This window comes from Pandoraea eparura (genome assembly GCF_902459725.1).
Lineage (GTDB): Bacteria > Pseudomonadota > Gammaproteobacteria > Burkholderiales > Burkholderiaceae > Pandoraea > Pandoraea eparura.
Genome location: NZ_CABPSH010000008.1, coordinates 111595 through 128040, shown reverse-complemented (window position 1 = coordinate 128040; position 16446 = coordinate 111595). Strand labels below are relative to the sequence as shown.

The window sequence follows — 16446 nt, the reverse complement described above, 5'->3', positions numbered from 1 at the left end:
TGAGTGCAAAGCACGGCGACTTCGTATTCCCAACCCGCAGTTTTCATTGAGTTGTCATCGACATCATGAACAGCAACGAAAGCCAGTTTTCCCACATCAAGCCGGGCGATACCGCGTTTGTGAGCGGCGGTCTGCGCGACTTCTTCCTGTATCGTGACCTCGGCATTGCCGAGGCCACCGGCGGCAAGGTCATCGCGCATCTGGTGCGCGCCAATCAGGCGCCCGAGGCGGGAACCGGCTGGCATATCCACGGTGCCGATTTCCATATCGTCTACATGCTCAAAGGCTGGGCCAAGTTCATGTATGAAGACAAGGAAACGCTCGTGGAAGCCGGCGACTGCGTGCATCAACGCCCCGGCATCCGCCATTTTCTGTTCGACTATTCGCCGGATATGGAATACCTGGAAGTCGTCGGCCCGGCGGACTTCACCAGCGTAGGCGTCGAGGGGCCGTGCGCCGTGCCCGCACCGGCGAAATGGTGAGGTTCGCGACGTCGGGGCGATCAGCGGCTTCGGTCGCTTCATACCGTGCCACGCGCGCGGCCAGTTCACCCGCGACGTGGCAGGTGACCTGAGCGCATGCCACCGCCCCGAGGTCGCTGTCGGGCGTTTTCGGGCGGCGGCACAACGAAGGCACCGAGTGGACTACGCGGCGATGGCAACCGCGAGATGCGCTGACTCGGTAATCTTGAATGACGAGACCGCGGTTTTCAGCTTGGCCGCCTGGTCTTCGAGCGAGTGGGTCGCCGCGGCCGCCTGCTCGACCAGCGCCGCGTTCTGCTGCGTCACCTGATCCATCTGCGTGACCGCCTGGCTGACCTGCTCGATGCCACGACTTTGCTCTTTCGACGCCCCGGCGATTTCACCGACGATTTCGGTCACCCGCTTGATCGCGCCCTTGATCTCGTCCATTGCGGTGCTAACTTCGACCGCCTGTTGCGAGCCATCCTGAATCGTGGCGACCGATGAGGAAATCAAGTCCTTGATTTCCTTGGCCGCGGACGCCGATCGCTGGGCCAGACTACGCACCTCACTGGCCACCACCGCGAAACCACGTCCCTGCTCGCCGGCCCGCGCCGCTTCCACGGCGGCATTCAGTGCGAGGATATTCGTTTGGAACGCAATCCCCTCGATCACGCTCGTGATCTCGGAAATCTTGTTCGAGCTGCCGTTGATGCGCTCGATGGTGGCCACCATGGTTTGCACCGCGTTGCTGCCGGTACCGGCGATGTCCGTGGCGTTCGTGGCCAGAACATTCGCCTGACGCGCGTTGTCGGCGTTCTGCTTCACCGTCTCGGTCAGTTGCGTCATGCTGGCGGCGGTCTGCTCCAGCGACGCGGCCTGTTCTTCCGTGCGTGCGGAAAGGTCGAGATTTCCGGCTGCGATTTCGCGCGTGGCGGTGGCCACCGATTCGGTCGAGACATTCACGGCGGACACGGTCGCTTCGACACGACGCATCAGTTTGTCGAACGCTACGGCGGCACGGCCGAACTCGTCCATGCGCGGACTGGATGAGCGCTTTGACAGGTCAAGAGAGACCGCAATGTCCTCGAATTTTTTGCCCATGCGGTTCAACCCGCCGCATACGACGCGGTTCAGATGAACGCCGCAATAGATGGCGACGGCACCGCCCATTGACGCCACGGCAATCAGGCTCGTCAGCGACAAGCGGTATGACGACGCCGCGTTTGCGTCGAGTCCCCAGAGCGAGGTGAGCGCCACCAGGCCGACGACTAACATCAGGGTTGCCCAGGCGCCGAAGGCAAGCATCAACTTGAATCGGATCGTGAAGACAAATCGCTGCACTTCTTTTCCTTCGTGAGTGGCGACGCGGCAGCACCATAAGACGTACCACCAAGGCAGGCCGTACGACACGGACTGAGGCGATTCGACGTGCTGTCGCGCGCTTGTTTTACCGGAATGCAGGGATTTAGCCTTCGAATCAGCCCGTACGGCGCTGCCAATTTGAGACGGGACGAAGACATTGGCCCTGCACCTGCTGTTTACGGCCGAGATGCAAGATCTTGCATACGCGTTTACCCGGTTCCGTCATTGCGACACCGGGCCCACCTTGTGCCAGTTCCTTGATCGACCTCAAGTCTTGCCTCGGCAAGACGTCCAGAATTGTCATGTGGGGAATCGCGCTCGCGGCTATCACATTGAGCGTCGTGTCGAACCGCACACCTCGAAGGGCGTGCCGACGTGAGCGTGCTCCTCGCCCGCTCACATCAGGACCATCGATAATGCACCCCGCCACCACGCCCTTTCTCGCCGTGCGCGAGCTCGCGCAACGGCTCAACGACAACGATAGCGATTACGATGCGTTGCTGGAGATGGCGCGCGATCGCGAGTTCGTGCTGCTCGGCGAAGCCACGCACGGCACGCAAGACTTCTACCGGATGCGAGCCCAGATCACCCGCCGCCTGATCGTGGAGGGGGGATTCGACGGTGTCGCCATCGAAGGCGATTGGCCGGATACCTGGCGCGTGAACTGTTTCGTGCAAGGCGAAGGCGAAGGCGACGTCGATGCGGATGCCGCACTTGCGGATTTCAAGCGCTTCCCTATCTGGATGTGGCGCAATCGTGAGATGCGCGACTTCATTCTTTGGCTACGTGGGCACAACGCCTCGCTGTCGCCCGAGGCGCGGGTCGGCGTTTATGGACTCGACCTGTACAGCATGTACCAGTCAGCCGATGCCGTGATCCGCTATCTTGAGCGCGTCGATCCCGAGCAGGCTGCCATGGCGCGCGACCGGTACGCGGCGCTCGATCACGTGCGCGAGCCTCAGGCGTATGGGTACGCCACAGCGATCGGCGCCCGGCCGGATGCACGCGAGGGCGTCGTCGCCCAGTTGTTGCAACTGCGGGCCGACGCGTGCCTGCATCTCTCGCAGGATGGCCTTGCGGCGCTCGATGCGCAGTTCTTTGCGCAACAGAATGCCGAAGTTGTCGTCGACGCGGAGAACTACTATCGGTCGATGTTCGGACGGCGCCTGAACACCTGGAATCTGCGCGACGCGCACATGTACCGAACGCTATCCGCCCTTGCCCGTTATCGTCTACAGCGTGGTGGACGGGGGCGGATTGTCGTCTGGGCACACAATTCGCACCTGGGCGATGCACGCGCGACTGACTCCCATTGGCGCGGCGAGTGGAATCTTGGACAACTGGTGCGTGAAGCGGCCGGTGCGAAGGCGCTGCTGGTCGGCTTCAGCACCTATACGGGGCACGTATCGGCCGCGTCTCAATGGGACGGCGACGTCGAGCACAAGTGGGTGCGTCCGGCATTGCACGACAGCTATGAATACCTGTTTCACAGCACCGGGCTAGACCGGTTTTTTCTGCCACTCAACGAGGTTGCGGCGGAGCCGCTTTGCGAAGCCATGCTCGAACGGGCGATCGGCGTGATCTACCTGCCCCAGAGCGAACGTGAAAGTCACTATTTCTGGACATCGCTCGCCCACCAGTTCGATGCGCTGTTTCATCTGGACGAGACGAGCGCTCTGGAGCCGCTGGAAGTGCCGCCTCACTGGCACCAGCGTGAGGCGCCGGGGCAGGTGGCCTGAGGGCTGTGATGCGAGACGGAGGTACCCGATGCGCGACGTTCAGTTCAAAGAGGTATCGATACCATCCGGCGATGTGCTGCTGGAAGGCACCCTCGCCATCCCTGCAACATCGCGGGGGGTGATCGCCTTCGCCCATGGTAGTGGCAGCAGCCGCTTTAGTCGCCGCAATCGGGAGGTGGCTGCGGTGCTACAGCAGGCGGGGCTGGCGACCCTGCTGTTCGACCTGCTGACTGCCGAGGAAAGTGGCCGGGACGCGGAGACGGGCCGCTATCGATTCAACATCCCCCTGCTCGCGAGGCGCCTGACTGATGCTATCGACTGGCTCGCAGCGCTGCCCGCGACCGCCAGTTTCGACGTCGGCCTGTTCGGCGCCAGTACCGGGGCGGGCGCAGCGCTGATGGCGGCCGCAGCGCGCCCGGCACGGGTGCGGGCGATCGTATCGCGAGGTGGCCGCCCGGACCTCGCTGACGCAGCGCTCCCGCGCGTAGAGGCGCCCACGCTTCTGATCGTCGGCGCGCTGGATACACAGGTGATCGGGTTGAACGAGATGGCTGCGCGCCAGCTTTCATGCGAGCACCGGACGATCCTCGTGCCTGGCGCCACGCATCTGTTTGAAGAGCCGGGTACGCTTGAGGCAGTCGCACGCCTGGCGGCAGACTGGTTTTCGATCCATATGCCTCGCGCCTAGCGAGGAATTTAGCGGCCACCTCCACGCCGACCCAGTCCACGCGATTGACTTTGCTGCGTTTGCGCAAGCGCGGGTGGAGGATTCAAGAACGAAACGAGGGAGGCGTCGCCGTTGACGCGTCCGCGTCTTGGCCCCGCCGTACGTCGCGAGCGTTTTTGTCGGTGGCCGATACGTTTCGAGTGTCGACACATCGGTGAAGTTATTCGGAAGTTACTGAAACTCAAGGCTCGACACTGCTGCGATGATGAGCATGGCCGAAAGACCGGCTGAAATCGCGCACATTACAGGAGGCCTTGATGAGTACCTCAGAGAATGACAACGGAAAGGGCGGTGCCGATGGACGAGATGACGAACTCGACATCCCGAAGTCGCTCGCACGTGAAGGACACGTCGTCTGGTTCTACGAACACAGGAAATACCTCGGCTTCGAGTGGGACGAGTTGGCGAGGGAAATCAAAAAGTCACCGGTTGCCGATCCGGAGCACGCCATCTACTTCGACACCTTGGCGCATGCCGTGGTCGCGTCAGATAAGCTGATTAGCCCGAGTCGTATCCTCTACTCGCCGGGCAAGGGTCTGCCGCCGAAACTGAGGGGGTAGCTGTGGCCGAGGCCCGTCTAGGTCGGCGGGCCTCACTTCACGACGCGTTGGGGACGGTGGGTTGGTCTTGTCAAGGGATGGGGCGCCGATGTTGGCGTATTAGTCCGCCGCGCCGAATCACGTCTCCATCACGAGTTCTCTGCCCGTCTCTTCCTCATGAGTCCGCGCAAACGATCTGACGGGATTTGTGAAGAATCGAGTAAAAGCGATGCAAGCGACAAACAAATAAACGGGCCCCATCTCAGGGACCCGCTTCAAATTTGGTGCGGCTGCAGGACTCGAACCCGCCACCTGATGATTACAAAGCGCCGAAAAATTCTCGATACATCAAGGCGATGTGTGAGGATTCAATCACAACTCCCCAGACTATGGTTTCTTGGAAACCAAGTCGGCTGGTGCGTCAAAAGTCGTTTGTAGAACGGGGTACTATGCCTCGCCCTGTTCGTCATTGCCCAACATACGTCACAAACGTTTTCGCCTTGCGCTGGAACGTTTCGAGTGTCGACGCATAGGCAGGGATATTCGGAAGTTACTGAAACTCAGGGGGCCGCACTCCTGCGATGATGGATTCAGTCGTTAGCGCGGCTAAATCCATTCGCATCCAAGGAGACTTTGATGAGTGATTCAAACAACAGCGACGGGAAGGATGAAGGAAACGGCGGTCAAGGCGATAGCGGGCTCAACCTCCCCAAGTCGTTGACGCGTGAAGGGCATGTTGTCTGGTTCCACGCATACAAGAAGTACCTTGGTTACGCTTGGGATGAGGCAGCCGGAGAAATCAAGCGAGCGCATGTGTCCGACCCAGAGCATGCGATTTACTTCGAGACGTTCGCGGAAGCGATGGTCGCGACGGATTTGTTGATGGGTCCCCACGTCATTCTTCACGCGTCGAAGCGGGGTGAAAAACCGAGGTTAATCCGGTAACTTCGGTAGCCGCAGGGACGGCCCATCAAGTGATGGGCGTTAGCCTATCTCACTGGTCAACGGCCAGCCGATGTCCTAAAAATGGACGAACGCGATGTTCGCGATGGCTTGGTGGTAATTCGTCAAAACAAGACCGGCACTCAATTGCGTATCGAAGTCGTCGGACAACTGGCGATATTGCTAGATGAGTTGAAGCTCCAAAAGACCGGACACAATCCGAGATCAACTCGCCTGATTGTTGACGAGCGCGGTAGGCCGCTTGGCCAATCGGCGCTGCGATTTCGGTTCGATCGCGCACGAGACGCGTCAGGAGTTGCGAAAGAGGACTTTCAGTTTCGCGACCTGCGAACAAAGGCTGGTACCGATACGGAAAGCACAAGCGATCTGAGGGGCGCTCAATCGCTGCTTGGGCATGGGAGCGTAGCAATGACGGAGCATTACGTTCGGATAAGGGGTGTCAAGGCGTCGCCTACTAGATGATCAACCCGGCAATTGCACCAATATGGTGCAATTGCTGAACCATGCGCTCACACAACAGTCAGTTGTTATAGATGCTGCATTTATTGCATTTGTGGTTATCCTCAGCTAAGCTGGCTCACAAGAAGCCAGCTTAGCTGAGGCTTAAGATTGTTTTTAGAGGATGAAAGAACATGCGAACCGTAGATCGAATCCGCGAGGTAACGCCTCCTCCGATGACGGCACCCGACATCGAAATGGCGCGAGTCGCCCAACGATGCATCATGGAAGCGCTGGACCATTCTCGCGCCGCCACCATTACTCTCACTACGGACACGGGTGAACACCCGTCGGTTGCAGTACCGCCAGCGGCGCTGAAGTTGATTGGTCAAATGCTAGGGGCCGTAACCGAAGGTCGCACGATCATTTTGACCCCGGCCAATCGTGAGTTCACGACGGTCGAGGCGGCAAATTTCCTGAACGTATCACGACCGTTTCTCATCAAGGAAATTGAGGCAGGAAAGTTAAAGCATCGAATGGTCGGGACACACCGTCGCATAGCGTTCGATGACCTCATGGCATATCAAACCGAAATGCGAAGCAAGCAGGCGACTGCACTGGAACGTATGGCAGAGAACGCCAATGAATTAGGACTCGATTATTGATGGCAGGATATTCGCGCTATACCGCACTTCTCGATGCTTGCGTCCTATTCCCTGCGGCGACCACCGACGCGCTGATGAGCTTGGCGGCCGCAGGGTTCTTCGCGGCAAAGTGGACGCAAGCGATTGAGACCGAATGGATTGCGGCGCTTGAGAGACAACGTCCCGATCTTGAGGGGAAGCTTCAGACCCGTCGCGATTGCATGCGCGAAGCGGTTCCTGACTGGGAGGTGCCGGAAACGGCTTGGGGTCGGCTCATTGGAAGCTTTGTTCTACCGGACCCAAATGACAGACATGTCCTCGCAGCAGCCATAGCAGGTCACGCAGACTGTATCGTGACATCAAACCGGCGTGACTTCCCCAATGCTGTCGCTTCGGAATATGGCATCGAAATAATCGATCCGGACCGCTTCATTGTGAATCAGTGGGATTTGGATTCGATTAGCGCCATGGCGGCTTTTAAACAAATGCGCGCACGACGCAAAAAGCCCGAATCAAGCGTCGAAGATTTTGCTCAAGCGATGGAGCGTAGTGGCCTTCCTTCGACCGCTCAGCGCATCCGAGAAGCAAGGGAATTACTGTGAATGACCTAGCGTTCTCAGCGACCTCAGCGACCTCAGCGACCTCAGCGCGCGAATTGTAGAACAACCAAGCTTTTGTAGAACAAAAAGAAAACGGGCCCCATCTCAGGGACCCGCTTCAAATTTGGTGCCGGCTGCAGGACTCGAACCCGCCACCTGATGATTACAAATCAACTGCTCTACCAGATGAGCTAAGCCGGCGAAGTCGCGTATTGTAACCGATTCATCGGTCACTGACGACCCCCTATCGGGGCAAAATCATCCGGAGACGAAGGCCTTTTGGGGCAAACCGCACAAAGCGCCCCCCCCCCCCACTCACCCGCGCTCTCGAATTACTTCACCACCTTCAGGCGAGCCCGTCCGGTGCTGCCACCCGCCGCGCCATTGCCGCCCGGGCGCGTCGGATCCGAGTCGTCGTCGCTCGGCGCCGGCACCGACGGCACCGCTTCCAACTCGGCACCCTCTTCCGCAGACGCCTGCTTGTCGACCGGGAACGCCATCCCCTGGCCATTCTCGCGAGCATAAATCGCCAGCACGTTCGGCACCTGCACTTCCACTTTCTGCGAAATGCCGCCGAAGCGAGCGCTGAATTCAATCCAGTCGTTGCCCATCTGCAATCCGCTCGTGGCGTCGAAGCTGATGTTCAGCACGATCTCGCCATCTTTCACAAACTCGCGCGGCACTCGCGTCCTGGCATCGACATGCACGGCCAAATACGGTGTGTACCCGTTGTCGGTACACCACTCGTACAGCGCGCGCAAAAGGTAAGGCTTGGTAGACGTTTCAGGCATATGACCAACTTATCCCGCCGCGAAACCCGCCCACCCCCATCGGCAGGCCAGCCTCGCCAGCGGTTCAATCAACGCATCAGCGACGCATGACCTTTTCGGACGGCGTCAGCGCTTCAATGTACGCCGGACGGCTGAAAATCCGCTCGGCATACTTCATCAACGGCGCGGCATTCTTCGACAATTCGATGCCATAGTGATCCAGACGCCACAGCAACGGCGCAATCGCCACGTCAAGCATCGAGAACTCCTCGCCCAACATGTACTTGTTCTTCACGAAGATCGGCGCAAGTTGCGTCAGTCGATCGCGAATCGACGCACGCGCCTTCTCATGCGTCTTCTCCGCCGCCTTGCCCTTCTCGTTTTCGAGCGCGCTCACATGCACGAACAGCTCTTTCTCGAAATTGAACAGGAACAACCGCGCACGCGCACGCTGCACCGGATCGGCCGGCATCAGCTGCGGATGCGGGAAACGTTCGTCAATGTACTCATTGATGATGTTCGATTCGTACAGAATCAGATCGCGCTCGACAAGAATCGGCACCTGACCGTACGGGTTCATCACCGCAATGTCTTCCGGCTTGTTGAACAGATCGACGTCACGGATTTCAAAATCCATGCCTTTTTCGAACAGAACCAGCCGGCAACGCTGGGAGAAGGGGCACGTCGTGCCCGAGTACAAAACCATCATAGCGCGTCTTCCTTAAAAACCAACGGGGCCGGGGCGGGAAATCGACGCTTCCCAAACCCTGGCCCCGTCGTACAGACGTTATTTTACTTCACGTCCTTCCAATAGGCCGCATTCAGGCGCCAGGCAAGTACCGTAAAGAGTCCCAAGAACAACAAAACCCAGACACCCAACTGCCGGCGTGTGCGTTGCGCCGGTTCCGACATCCAATCCAGATAAGATACCAGATCAGCCACGGCAGAATCGAATTCCACCGGTTTCATCGTCCCCTGCGTGATCTGCACGAACTGGGCCGGACCATGCTCCGCCCCCTCCACAGGCTTCAACCCCCGCTGCCCCTGCAACTGCCATAACGGGTTCGGCATGCCCACATTCGGGAACGCCAGATTGTTCCACCCCGTCGGCCGCGCATCGTCCCGATAGAAAGTCCGCAAGTAGGTATAAAGCCAGTCCGTCCCCCGCGCCCGCGCCTCGACCGACAGATCCGGCGGCGCCGCACCAAACCACTCCTTGGCGTCCGCCGCACGCATGGCCACGGTCATCGTGTCGCCAATCTTGTCCGTCGTGAAAAGCAGGTTGTTTTTGATCTCGGCGTCCGACAATCCCAGATCCTTCAGCCGCGAATACCGCATCAACGCCGCCGAATGGCAATTCAGGCAGTAGTTCACGAACAGCTTCGCGCCCCGCTGCAGCGAGGCTAGATCGTCGATCCGATTGGGCGCCGTATCGAGCGCCACGCTCTCTTCAGCCAAGACCGGCGCCGCAAAGCCACTCAGGAGCGCCAGGACAAGCAACAGTTTTCTCATCGTGATATCCCTAGTCGTCGTTGACGTGCGCTCAGTGCGCCGCGAAGGTCACGCGCTCCGGCACCGGCTTGAACGTGCCACGCTTGCTCCAGAGCGGCATCAGCCAGAAGAATCCGAAGTAATACAGCGCGCCAACCTGCGAGATCGCGGTCTTCATGGGCGTCGGTTCCTGGATGCCCAGATACCCCAGCACAGCAAAAACGACGACGAGAATACCCAACAGCACCTTGTGGAATCCCGGCCGGTAACGAATCGACTTCACCGGGCTATGGTCCAGCCACGGCAGGAAGAACAGCGTGACCACCGCGCCGCCCATCACCACCACGCCCCAGAACTTGGCCTCGGTCAGATACATCGCCAGTAGCAGCAACACCACACCGCCAGACGCCGCCACCTTCGTGGTCGCAGCCGCCTTGCCCTTGATCCACCAGACGGCCGTGACAATCACCGCCAGTCCCATCAGCAAATGCTTGAAGTCGTCGGTGGTGGCACGCAGCATGGAGTAGAACGGCGTGAAGTACCACACCGGAGCAATGTGCGGCGGCGTCTTGAGCGAGTCGGACGGAATGAAGTTGTTCGCTTCCAGGAAGTACCCGCCCATCGTCGGTGCGAAGAACACGATCGCCGAAAACACCATCAGGAACACGCCCACGCCCATGATGTCGTGCACCGTGTAGTACGGATGGAACGGAATACCGTCGAGCGGCCGGCCGTTGGCGTCCTTCTTGTCCTTGATCTCAATACCGTCAGGATTGTTGGACCCGACTTCGTGCAGCGCGATGATGTGCGCGACGATCAACCCGATGAGCACCAGCGGAACGGCGATCACGTGGAAGGCAAAGAAACGGTTGAGCGTGGCATCCGACACGACGTAGTCGCCGCGAATCCACAGCGACAGATCCGGACCGATGAACGGAATCGCCGAGAACAGATTCACGATCACCTGCGCGCCCCAATACGACATCTGCCCCCACGGCAGCAGATAGCCCATGAACGCTTCGGCCATCAGGCACAGGAAGATCAAGCAGCCGAACACCCACACCAGCTCGCGCGGTTTGCGGTACGAGCCGTACAACAGCCCGCGGAACATGTGCAGATAGACCACGACGAAGAACATCGACGCGCCCGTCGAGTGCATATAGCGAATGAGCCAGCCCCACGGCACTTCGCGCATGATGTACTCGACCGAAGCGAACGCGAGATTGGCGTCGGGCTTGTAGTTCATCACCAGGAAAATACCGGTGAGAATCTGGATCACCAGCACCAGCATGGCCAGCGATCCGAAGAAATACCAGAAATTGAAATTCTTGGGCGCGTAGTACTCGGACGCGTGCTCCCTCCAGAGCTGGCTGAGCGGGAAGCGACGATCGATCCAGCCCAGCAAGCCCGTCGTGTCGACCTGTTTGTCGGCGGCCATGATTACGCTTCTCCTTTTTCGTCTTTACCGATCACGAGCTTGGTGTCGTTCACGAACATGAAACGAGGAACGTCGAGATTCTTTGGCGCCGGCTTGTTCTTGAACACGCGGCCCGACATATCGTAGGTCGACCCATGGCACGGGCACAGAAAGCCCGGGTCGGGGCCCAAGGCAGCGTTGGTGTTCGCCTGGTAGGGACCCGAAGGAATGCAACCGAGGTGAGTGCAGATGCCGACGACCACCAACAGGTCCTTGTGCTCGACCCGCGCGCGGAACGCGTTCTTGCAATAGTCGGGCATCGGGTAGGAGAACGTTTCCTTGGAGTCCGGATCGGCCAGTTCCGCCGTCACTTTGGACAGCGAAGCCATCTCGTCCGGTGTGCGGCGCACGATCCATACGGGCAATCCGCGCCAGGAGACGGTCATCTTGTCGCCTGGCTTGAGATTGCTGATGTCGGCCTCGACGGGCGCCCCGCCTGCCTTGGCGCGCTCCGAGGGTTCGAGCGAACTGACAAAGGGAACCAGAGTTGCAACGCCGCCCACGCCTCCCGCTACGGACGTTGCAATCAACAGATTCCGACGGCTACTGTCGACGGCCTTTTCTTGATTGTCACTCATCACAAGCCCCACACGGTTGAATTGGTATTTCCGTCAACCTTAAATCATACGCGAGCGCGAATGCCTGAAACAACGGCAAAACGCCCCAGCCTCCTAGTGGTTTTCGCGTATTTTCAAAGGATTAACGTACCCTGCGGGCGGCTAGCGCTCACCCGGGGTTTCGCTTCTGGGATGCTGCACGAGAACCGTCATGATCGCCGCTTTCGTTGACGCATGCACGACATTTAGTCATCATTTTCCCTGTCTCGTCCCGGTGACATCGTGCGCGGCCTGTGGCATTCGCGTGACATTGATCGACGCGACCCTCGCCGCAGCCGTGCGGCCCGCATGGTATTTCCGGTCAATCAATGCCCATTCAAGCGTGCCGGTGTAGCGATGCTCCCCCGGCCACTCGAAACAACAGGGAGGAATGGCATGAGCTTCATGTCGGAATTCAAGGAATTTGCCGTCAAGGGCAACGTGATCGATCTGGCTGTCGGTGTGATTATCGGCGGGGCCTTCGGCAAGATCGTCGATTCGGTCGTCAAGGACCTGATCATGCCGATCGTCGGCGCAATCTTCGGTGGCCTAGATTTCTCGAGCAAGTTCATTCTGCTCGGCAATATCCCGCCCGACTTCAAGGGCAATCCGACGTCGTACGCCGACCTGACCAAAGCCGGTGTGGCCGTGTTCGGATACGGCAACTTCATCACCGTCGCCCTGAACTTCCTGATTCTGGCCGTCATCATCTTCCTGATGGTCAAGCAGATCAACCGGCTCAAGCGTCCGGCACCGGACGCCCCGGCAGCGCCGGCGCCCACGCCGGAAGACATCGTTCTGCTGCGCGAAATCCGCGACAGCCTCAAGAAGTAGAGCGGGGAGGGCGGCCCTGGGCGCCCGCCCACACGCCGCCGCGACAATGGCGCAGCAGCGGTCCGACTGCCGCCCCGAGTCAGACCGGGTTCGGCATATCGAAGAATCGATGCTCGAGCCCGAACCGGGCGGCAAGATGGTCGCCCACGGCTTTCGCGCCACCTCGCTCGGTCGCGTGGTGACCCGCCGCCAGGTAGCCCACGCCGCTCTCAAGCGCGAGATGCTGGGTCGGCTCGGAGACTTCGCCGCTGATGTACACATCGGCGCCCGCCGCGATGGCCGCCTCAAAGAACCCCTGTGCCCCACCAGTGCACCACGCCACACGGCGCACCTCGCGGTTCGGGTCGCCCAGCAGCAGGGGCGTACGCCCCAGCGTCGCTTCGACGTGTGCGGCGAGCGCCGCCAAAGTCGTCGGCGCGGCCGGTGCGCCAAGCCATCCGAGCTGATCCGGCCCGAAACGGCCGCCATCGTCGGCAAAACCCAGCAGCTTGCCGAGTTGGGCGTTGTTGCCCAGTTCGGGGTGAGCATCGAGGGGCAGGTGGTAGGCGAACAAGTTGATGTCATGACCGATCAACACCCCCAAACGGCGCCGCTTCATCCCGGTAATTCGGGCATCTTCGCTCTTCCAGAAGTAACCATGGTGGACGAGGACGGCATCGGCGCCCCAGTCGCGGGCGGCTTCGAGAAAGGCCAGGCTGGCAGTTACGCCGCTGGCGATTTTCTGGATCCCGCTGCGCCCTTCGACCTGCAGGCCGTTCGGGCAGTAATCGCGAAATTGCGCGATTTGCAGGGTATCGTTCAGATACAATTCGAGTTCAACACGATTCATAGATAAGGTCTCGCTCTTTCATGCTCAGACGCTTCTGGCTACTGTTCGCGCAAGCGGTCACCGTGCTGCTTGCGTTGCTCTTCATCGTCGCCACCCTCAAGCCTCAGTGGCTGCAACGCCAGGGTTCGTTCGGCAAGCAACTGGCCAACCCCATCATCGCCCTGCAGGAAGTCGCGCCGAGCCTGTCCGAGAAACCGGCCACCGGCTCGTACGCCGACGGCGCGCAAAAGGCCATGCCCGCGGTCGTCAGCATTTTTTCCAGCAAGGAACAAAAGCAGAATCGCGATCCGCGCCTCGATGATCCGCTGTTCCGTTACTTCTTCGGCGACGGCGGCGGCACGGTGCGGCAAGACCCGGTGTCGAGCCTCGGCTCGGGCGTGATTGTGAGCAGCGAAGGCTATATTCTCACGAATCATCACGTGGTGGACGGCGCCGACGAGATCGAAGTCGCCCTCGCCGATGGCCGCAAGGCCCGCGCCAAGCTGGTCGGCAGCGACCCCGAGACCGACCTCGCGGTGCTCAAGATCACGCTCGACAACCTGCCCGCGATCACGCTGGGCCGCATGGAGCAGGTGCGCGTGGGTGACGTGGTGCTCGCCATCGGCAATCCGTTCGGCGTCGGCCAGACGGTCACGATGGGCATCATCAGTGCGCTGGGCCGCAATCACCTCGATATCAGCACGTTCGAGAACTTCATTCAGACGGATGCCGCCATCAACCCCGGCAACTCGGGCGGCGCACTGGTCGACGCGAACGGCAATCTGCTGGGCATCAATACGGCAATCTACTCGCGCAGCGGCGGCAACATGGGCATCGGCTTCGCCATTCCCGTGTCGACGGCCCGCTCGGTGCTCGAGAGCATCATCACCACCGGCTCGGTCACGCGTGGCTGGGTCGGGGTCGAGCCGCAGGACATCACGTCGGATATCGCCGAGTCGTTTGGCCTGCAGCAGGATTCGGGCGTCATCATCGCCGGCGTGGTGCAGGGTGGGCCCGCCGACAAGGCCGGCGTCCAGCCGGGCGACATCCTGACAAAGGTGAACGACGAGTCGATTCGCGACACCACCGAACTGCTCAACGTGATCGCCCAGATCAAGCCGGGCACGCAGGTCAAGCTGAACGTCACGCGCAAGAAGAAAGCGATGGATCTCACTGTGACCATCGGCAAGCGTCCGCCGCCGCCCAAGCGACCGGCGCAGGACGGCGGCGACGGGACCGATGGCGGCGACGGCAGTCCGGACGGGAACAGCGCCGACTGACGGCGTCACACGCCCGGCACGACACGACGGCTGCGCTTCGGCGCGGCCGTTGTCGTCTCTGGGCGACCGCGCGCATCCCCCAGCCCTCCCTCTCCCGCCCCTCCCGGCGATCGCCCACGAAAAAAGGCACGGGTCATGGACCGGTGCCTTTTCGCTTGCCTTGATGTCGCGAGCCGGTGGCTTCGCACCGGGTCATGCCGGGGATGCCGGATCACGCCAGGTCACGTCGGGGGATGCCGGATCACCCCGGATCACCCCGGATCACGCCGGGGAAAGCTGGGTCACACCGAGTGATGCTGGGTGATGCTGCGTTATGGCGTCGCCTCCCCATTGCCCTCGCTTCCTTCGTCGGCCTGCTGCCCCTGTTTGACGAACACCCGAGCCGCGATCAGGCCCAGTTCATAAAGAATGCAGAGCGGGATCGCCAGCATCAGTTGCGAGAGCATGTCCGGCGGCGTCACGACGGCGGCGAGCACAAAGGCGCCCACCACCACGTACGGCCGAATCTGCTTGAGCTTGTCGATGCTCACCACACCCATGCGCGCGAGCACCACGACGACCACCGGCACTTCGAAGGTCACCCCGAAGCATAGGAACATCGTCAAGACAAAACTGAGGTAATTGTCGATATCGGTGTTCATCTCCGCACCCAACGGCGCGTTGTAATGCGCCATGAAGTGGAACACGGTCGGGAACACCAGGAAGTAGGCGAACGACATGCCGAGCAGGAAGAGCGTGTAGCTGCTCACGACGAGCGGCACGACCAGCTTCTTCTCATGCTGATACAACCCCGGCGCCACGAACGCCCAGGCCTGATAGAGCACGATGGGCAGCGCGATCACGAACGCCACCATCATCGTGACCTTCATCGGCACGAAGAACGAGCCGGTAATGTCCGTGACGATCATCTTGCCGCCCGCAGGCAGCGATTGCATCAATGGGCGAGAGAGCAGGCGGAAGATATCCGGCGCCCAGTAGACCAGGGAGAGGAACACGACGATCACCGACGCACCCGCGCGAATGATGCGGTTGCGCAGCTCGATCAGATGCGAGATGAAGGTCTCTTCGGAGCCCCCTTCGGGGATTTGCTTGTCGTCGCTCACGTCGACTTATCCAGGAATGAAGCCGGCACAGTGCCAGATGGCGGGAAGTTCGGTGCGCAAGCGCCTCAGAAGAACTTGACGGGCCGGCGCAGCTTGGCCGGCGTGTGGCGCGCCACGCGCGCCGCCCCCGACTGCACCCGCGTTCGCGTGATGCTGGCCTGCTTGAACCAGATCGGCGTGGCAGCCCGACGCACGCGCCAGTTGCGGCGCTTGGTCGACCCGCGGATGCCGGACGTGATCACCGGTTCGGCCAGATAGCTGTCCGAATACCCGGTCGCCGCGTCCGTGCCGCCGCCGGCGACATCGCCGGTCGACGTCCCCGTGGCACTGGCCCAGGCGTCGTTGAGCGACGCCTCCTGCTCGTGCAGTTGCTTCTGAATGGTGTTCTGGGCGCTGCGGGCCGCGTCCTCGAACTGGGTGCGCATGTTGCGCAACTCGTCGAGTTCCATCTCGCGGCTCACCTCGGCCTTCACATCGTTGATATAGCGCTGTGCGCGGCCAAAGAGCGCGCCCGCCGTACGCGCCACTTTGGGCAAGCGCTCGGGGCCGATCACGACCAGCGCAACAACGCCGATCAACATCAGTTTGGAAAGACCGAGATCGATCATGTCG

At 60.6% G+C, this 16446-nt stretch carries 18 protein-coding genes, 1 tRNA gene and 2 pseudogenes; 10 read left to right on the top strand and 11 right to left on the bottom strand.

Annotation, left to right across the window (positions count from 1 at the left end):
* Positions 1–65: 65 nt before the first annotated feature.
* Positions 66–482: a cupin domain-containing protein gene (locus PEP31012_RS16410; RefSeq protein ID WP_246171337.1), complete on the top strand. Its 417-nt coding sequence runs from the start codon at positions 66–68 to the stop codon at positions 480–482.
* A 162-nt stretch (positions 483–644) separates the two neighbouring features.
* Here the strand turns inward: PEP31012_RS16410 and PEP31012_RS16405 are convergent, their stop codons facing one another.
* Complete coding sequence (locus PEP31012_RS16405) at positions 645–1805, bottom strand: methyl-accepting chemotaxis protein (RefSeq protein WP_150590378.1); 1161 nt, start codon at positions 1803–1805, stop codon at positions 645–647.
* Between the two features lie 437 nt (positions 1806–2242).
* Between PEP31012_RS16405 and PEP31012_RS16400 the strand changes: the two genes are divergently transcribed.
* The 7 genes and pseudogenes from PEP31012_RS16400 to PEP31012_RS16370 all read left to right on the top strand — a co-directional run bounded on the left by PEP31012_RS16400 (position 2243) and on the right by PEP31012_RS16370 (position 7478).
* Positions 2243–3565: an erythromycin esterase family protein gene (locus PEP31012_RS16400; protein ID WP_150590377.1), complete on the top strand. Its 1323-nt coding sequence runs from the start codon at positions 2243–2245 to the stop codon at positions 3563–3565.
* Between the two features lie 28 nt (positions 3566–3593).
* Positions 3594–4253 (top strand): dienelactone hydrolase family protein, encoded by a 660-nt coding sequence (locus tag PEP31012_RS16395; RefSeq protein ID WP_150590376.1) that lies wholly within the window; start codon positions 3594–3596, stop codon positions 4251–4253.
* A gap of 296 nt (positions 4254–4549) precedes the next feature.
* On the top strand, positions 4550–4852 hold the full coding sequence (locus PEP31012_RS16390; RefSeq protein WP_150590375.1) for a hypothetical protein: 303 nt from the start codon (positions 4550–4552) through the stop codon (positions 4850–4852).
* Positions 4853–5467: 615 nt separating this feature from the next.
* The gene (locus PEP31012_RS16385; RefSeq protein ID WP_150590374.1) at positions 5468–5776 is read left to right on the top strand and encodes a hypothetical protein; all 309 of its coding nucleotides are present in this window, start codon (positions 5468–5470) and stop codon (positions 5774–5776) included.
* A 51-nt stretch (positions 5777–5827) separates the two neighbouring features.
* Positions 5828–6256, top strand: a pseudogene (locus PEP31012_RS16380) (tyrosine-type recombinase/integrase); the annotation flags it as partial.
* 170 nt (positions 6257–6426) lie between these two features.
* Positions 6427–6897, top strand: coding sequence for an excisionase family DNA-binding protein (locus PEP31012_RS16375; protein WP_150590373.1), 471 nt, complete (start codon positions 6427–6429; stop codon positions 6895–6897).
* Positions 6897–7478 carry a PIN domain-containing protein gene (locus tag PEP31012_RS16370; RefSeq protein WP_150590372.1) on the top strand — a complete coding sequence of 194 codons (582 nt, stop codon included), beginning with the start codon at positions 6897–6899 and terminating at the stop codon, positions 7476–7478. The genes PEP31012_RS16375 and PEP31012_RS16370 overlap by 1 nt, the downstream gene beginning before the upstream one ends.
* A gap of 122 nt (positions 7479–7600) precedes the next feature.
* Here the strand turns inward: PEP31012_RS16370 and PEP31012_RS16365 are convergent.
* The 7 genes and pseudogenes from PEP31012_RS16365 to petA all read right to left on the bottom strand — a co-directional run bounded on the left by PEP31012_RS16365 (position 7601) and on the right by petA (position 11791).
* A tRNA-Thr gene (locus PEP31012_RS16365) sits at positions 7601–7676 on the bottom strand.
* A gap of 131 nt (positions 7677–7807) precedes the next feature.
* Positions 7808–8266 carry a ClpXP protease specificity-enhancing factor gene (locus PEP31012_RS16360; protein ID WP_150590371.1) on the bottom strand — a complete coding sequence of 153 codons (459 nt, stop codon included), beginning with the start codon at positions 8264–8266 and terminating at the stop codon, positions 7808–7810.
* A gap of 76 nt (positions 8267–8342) precedes the next feature.
* Entirely contained in the window at positions 8343–8954 is a 612-nt protein-coding gene (locus PEP31012_RS16355) for a glutathione S-transferase N-terminal domain-containing protein (protein ID WP_023593906.1), read from the bottom strand.
* Between the two features lie 83 nt (positions 8955–9037).
* Entirely contained in the window at positions 9038–9757 is a 720-nt protein-coding gene (locus PEP31012_RS16350) for a cytochrome c1 (RefSeq protein ID WP_150590370.1), read from the bottom strand.
* Positions 9754–9993 carry a Bbp19 family protein gene (locus PEP31012_RS24310; RefSeq protein ID WP_484549316.1) on the bottom strand — a complete coding sequence of 80 codons (240 nt, stop codon included), beginning with the start codon at positions 9991–9993 and terminating at the stop codon, positions 9754–9756. Before PEP31012_RS24310 ends, PEP31012_RS16350 begins: the two co-directional genes overlap by 4 nt.
* Positions 9933–11027: pseudogene (locus PEP31012_RS16345) on the bottom strand (cytochrome b); the annotation flags it as partial. The gene PEP31012_RS24310 and the pseudogene PEP31012_RS16345, both read right to left, overlap by 61 nt.
* Before the next feature lie 149 nt (positions 11028–11176).
* Entirely contained in the window at positions 11177–11791 is a 615-nt protein-coding gene (gene petA / locus PEP31012_RS16340; RefSeq protein WP_150590368.1) for a ubiquinol-cytochrome c reductase iron-sulfur subunit, read from the bottom strand.
* 414 nt (positions 11792–12205) lie between these two features.
* Here petA and mscL point away from each other — a divergent pair, with 414 nt between their 5' ends.
* Positions 12206–12643, top strand: a complete 438-nt coding sequence (gene mscL, locus PEP31012_RS16335) for a large conductance mechanosensitive channel protein MscL (RefSeq protein ID WP_150590367.1) — start codon at positions 12206–12208, stop codon at positions 12641–12643.
* Between the two features lie 79 nt (positions 12644–12722).
* On the opposite strand, the gene PEP31012_RS16330 is transcribed toward mscL, so the two are convergent.
* Positions 12723–13472 (bottom strand): Nif3-like dinuclear metal center hexameric protein, encoded by a 750-nt coding sequence (locus PEP31012_RS16330; protein ID WP_150590366.1) that lies wholly within the window; start codon positions 13470–13472, stop codon positions 12723–12725.
* A gap of 20 nt (positions 13473–13492) precedes the next feature.
* Between PEP31012_RS16330 and PEP31012_RS16325 the strand changes: the two genes are divergently transcribed.
* On the top strand, positions 13493–14731 hold the full coding sequence (locus tag PEP31012_RS16325) for a Do family serine endopeptidase (RefSeq protein ID WP_150590365.1): 1239 nt from the start codon (positions 13493–13495) through the stop codon (positions 14729–14731).
* A gap of 311 nt (positions 14732–15042) precedes the next feature.
* Here the strand turns inward: PEP31012_RS16325 and tatC are convergent, their stop codons facing one another.
* Both tatC and tatB read right to left on the bottom strand, forming a co-directional pair.
* Positions 15043–15834 carry a twin-arginine translocase subunit TatC gene (gene tatC / locus PEP31012_RS16320; protein WP_150590364.1) on the bottom strand — a complete coding sequence of 264 codons (792 nt, stop codon included), beginning with the start codon at positions 15832–15834 and terminating at the stop codon, positions 15043–15045.
* Positions 15835–15899: 65 nt separating this feature from the next.
* Positions 15900–16442 carry a Sec-independent protein translocase protein TatB gene (gene tatB, locus PEP31012_RS16315; RefSeq protein ID WP_150590363.1) on the bottom strand — a complete coding sequence of 181 codons (543 nt, stop codon included), beginning with the start codon at positions 16440–16442 and terminating at the stop codon, positions 15900–15902.
* Between the last annotated feature and the right edge of the window lie 4 nt (positions 16443–16446).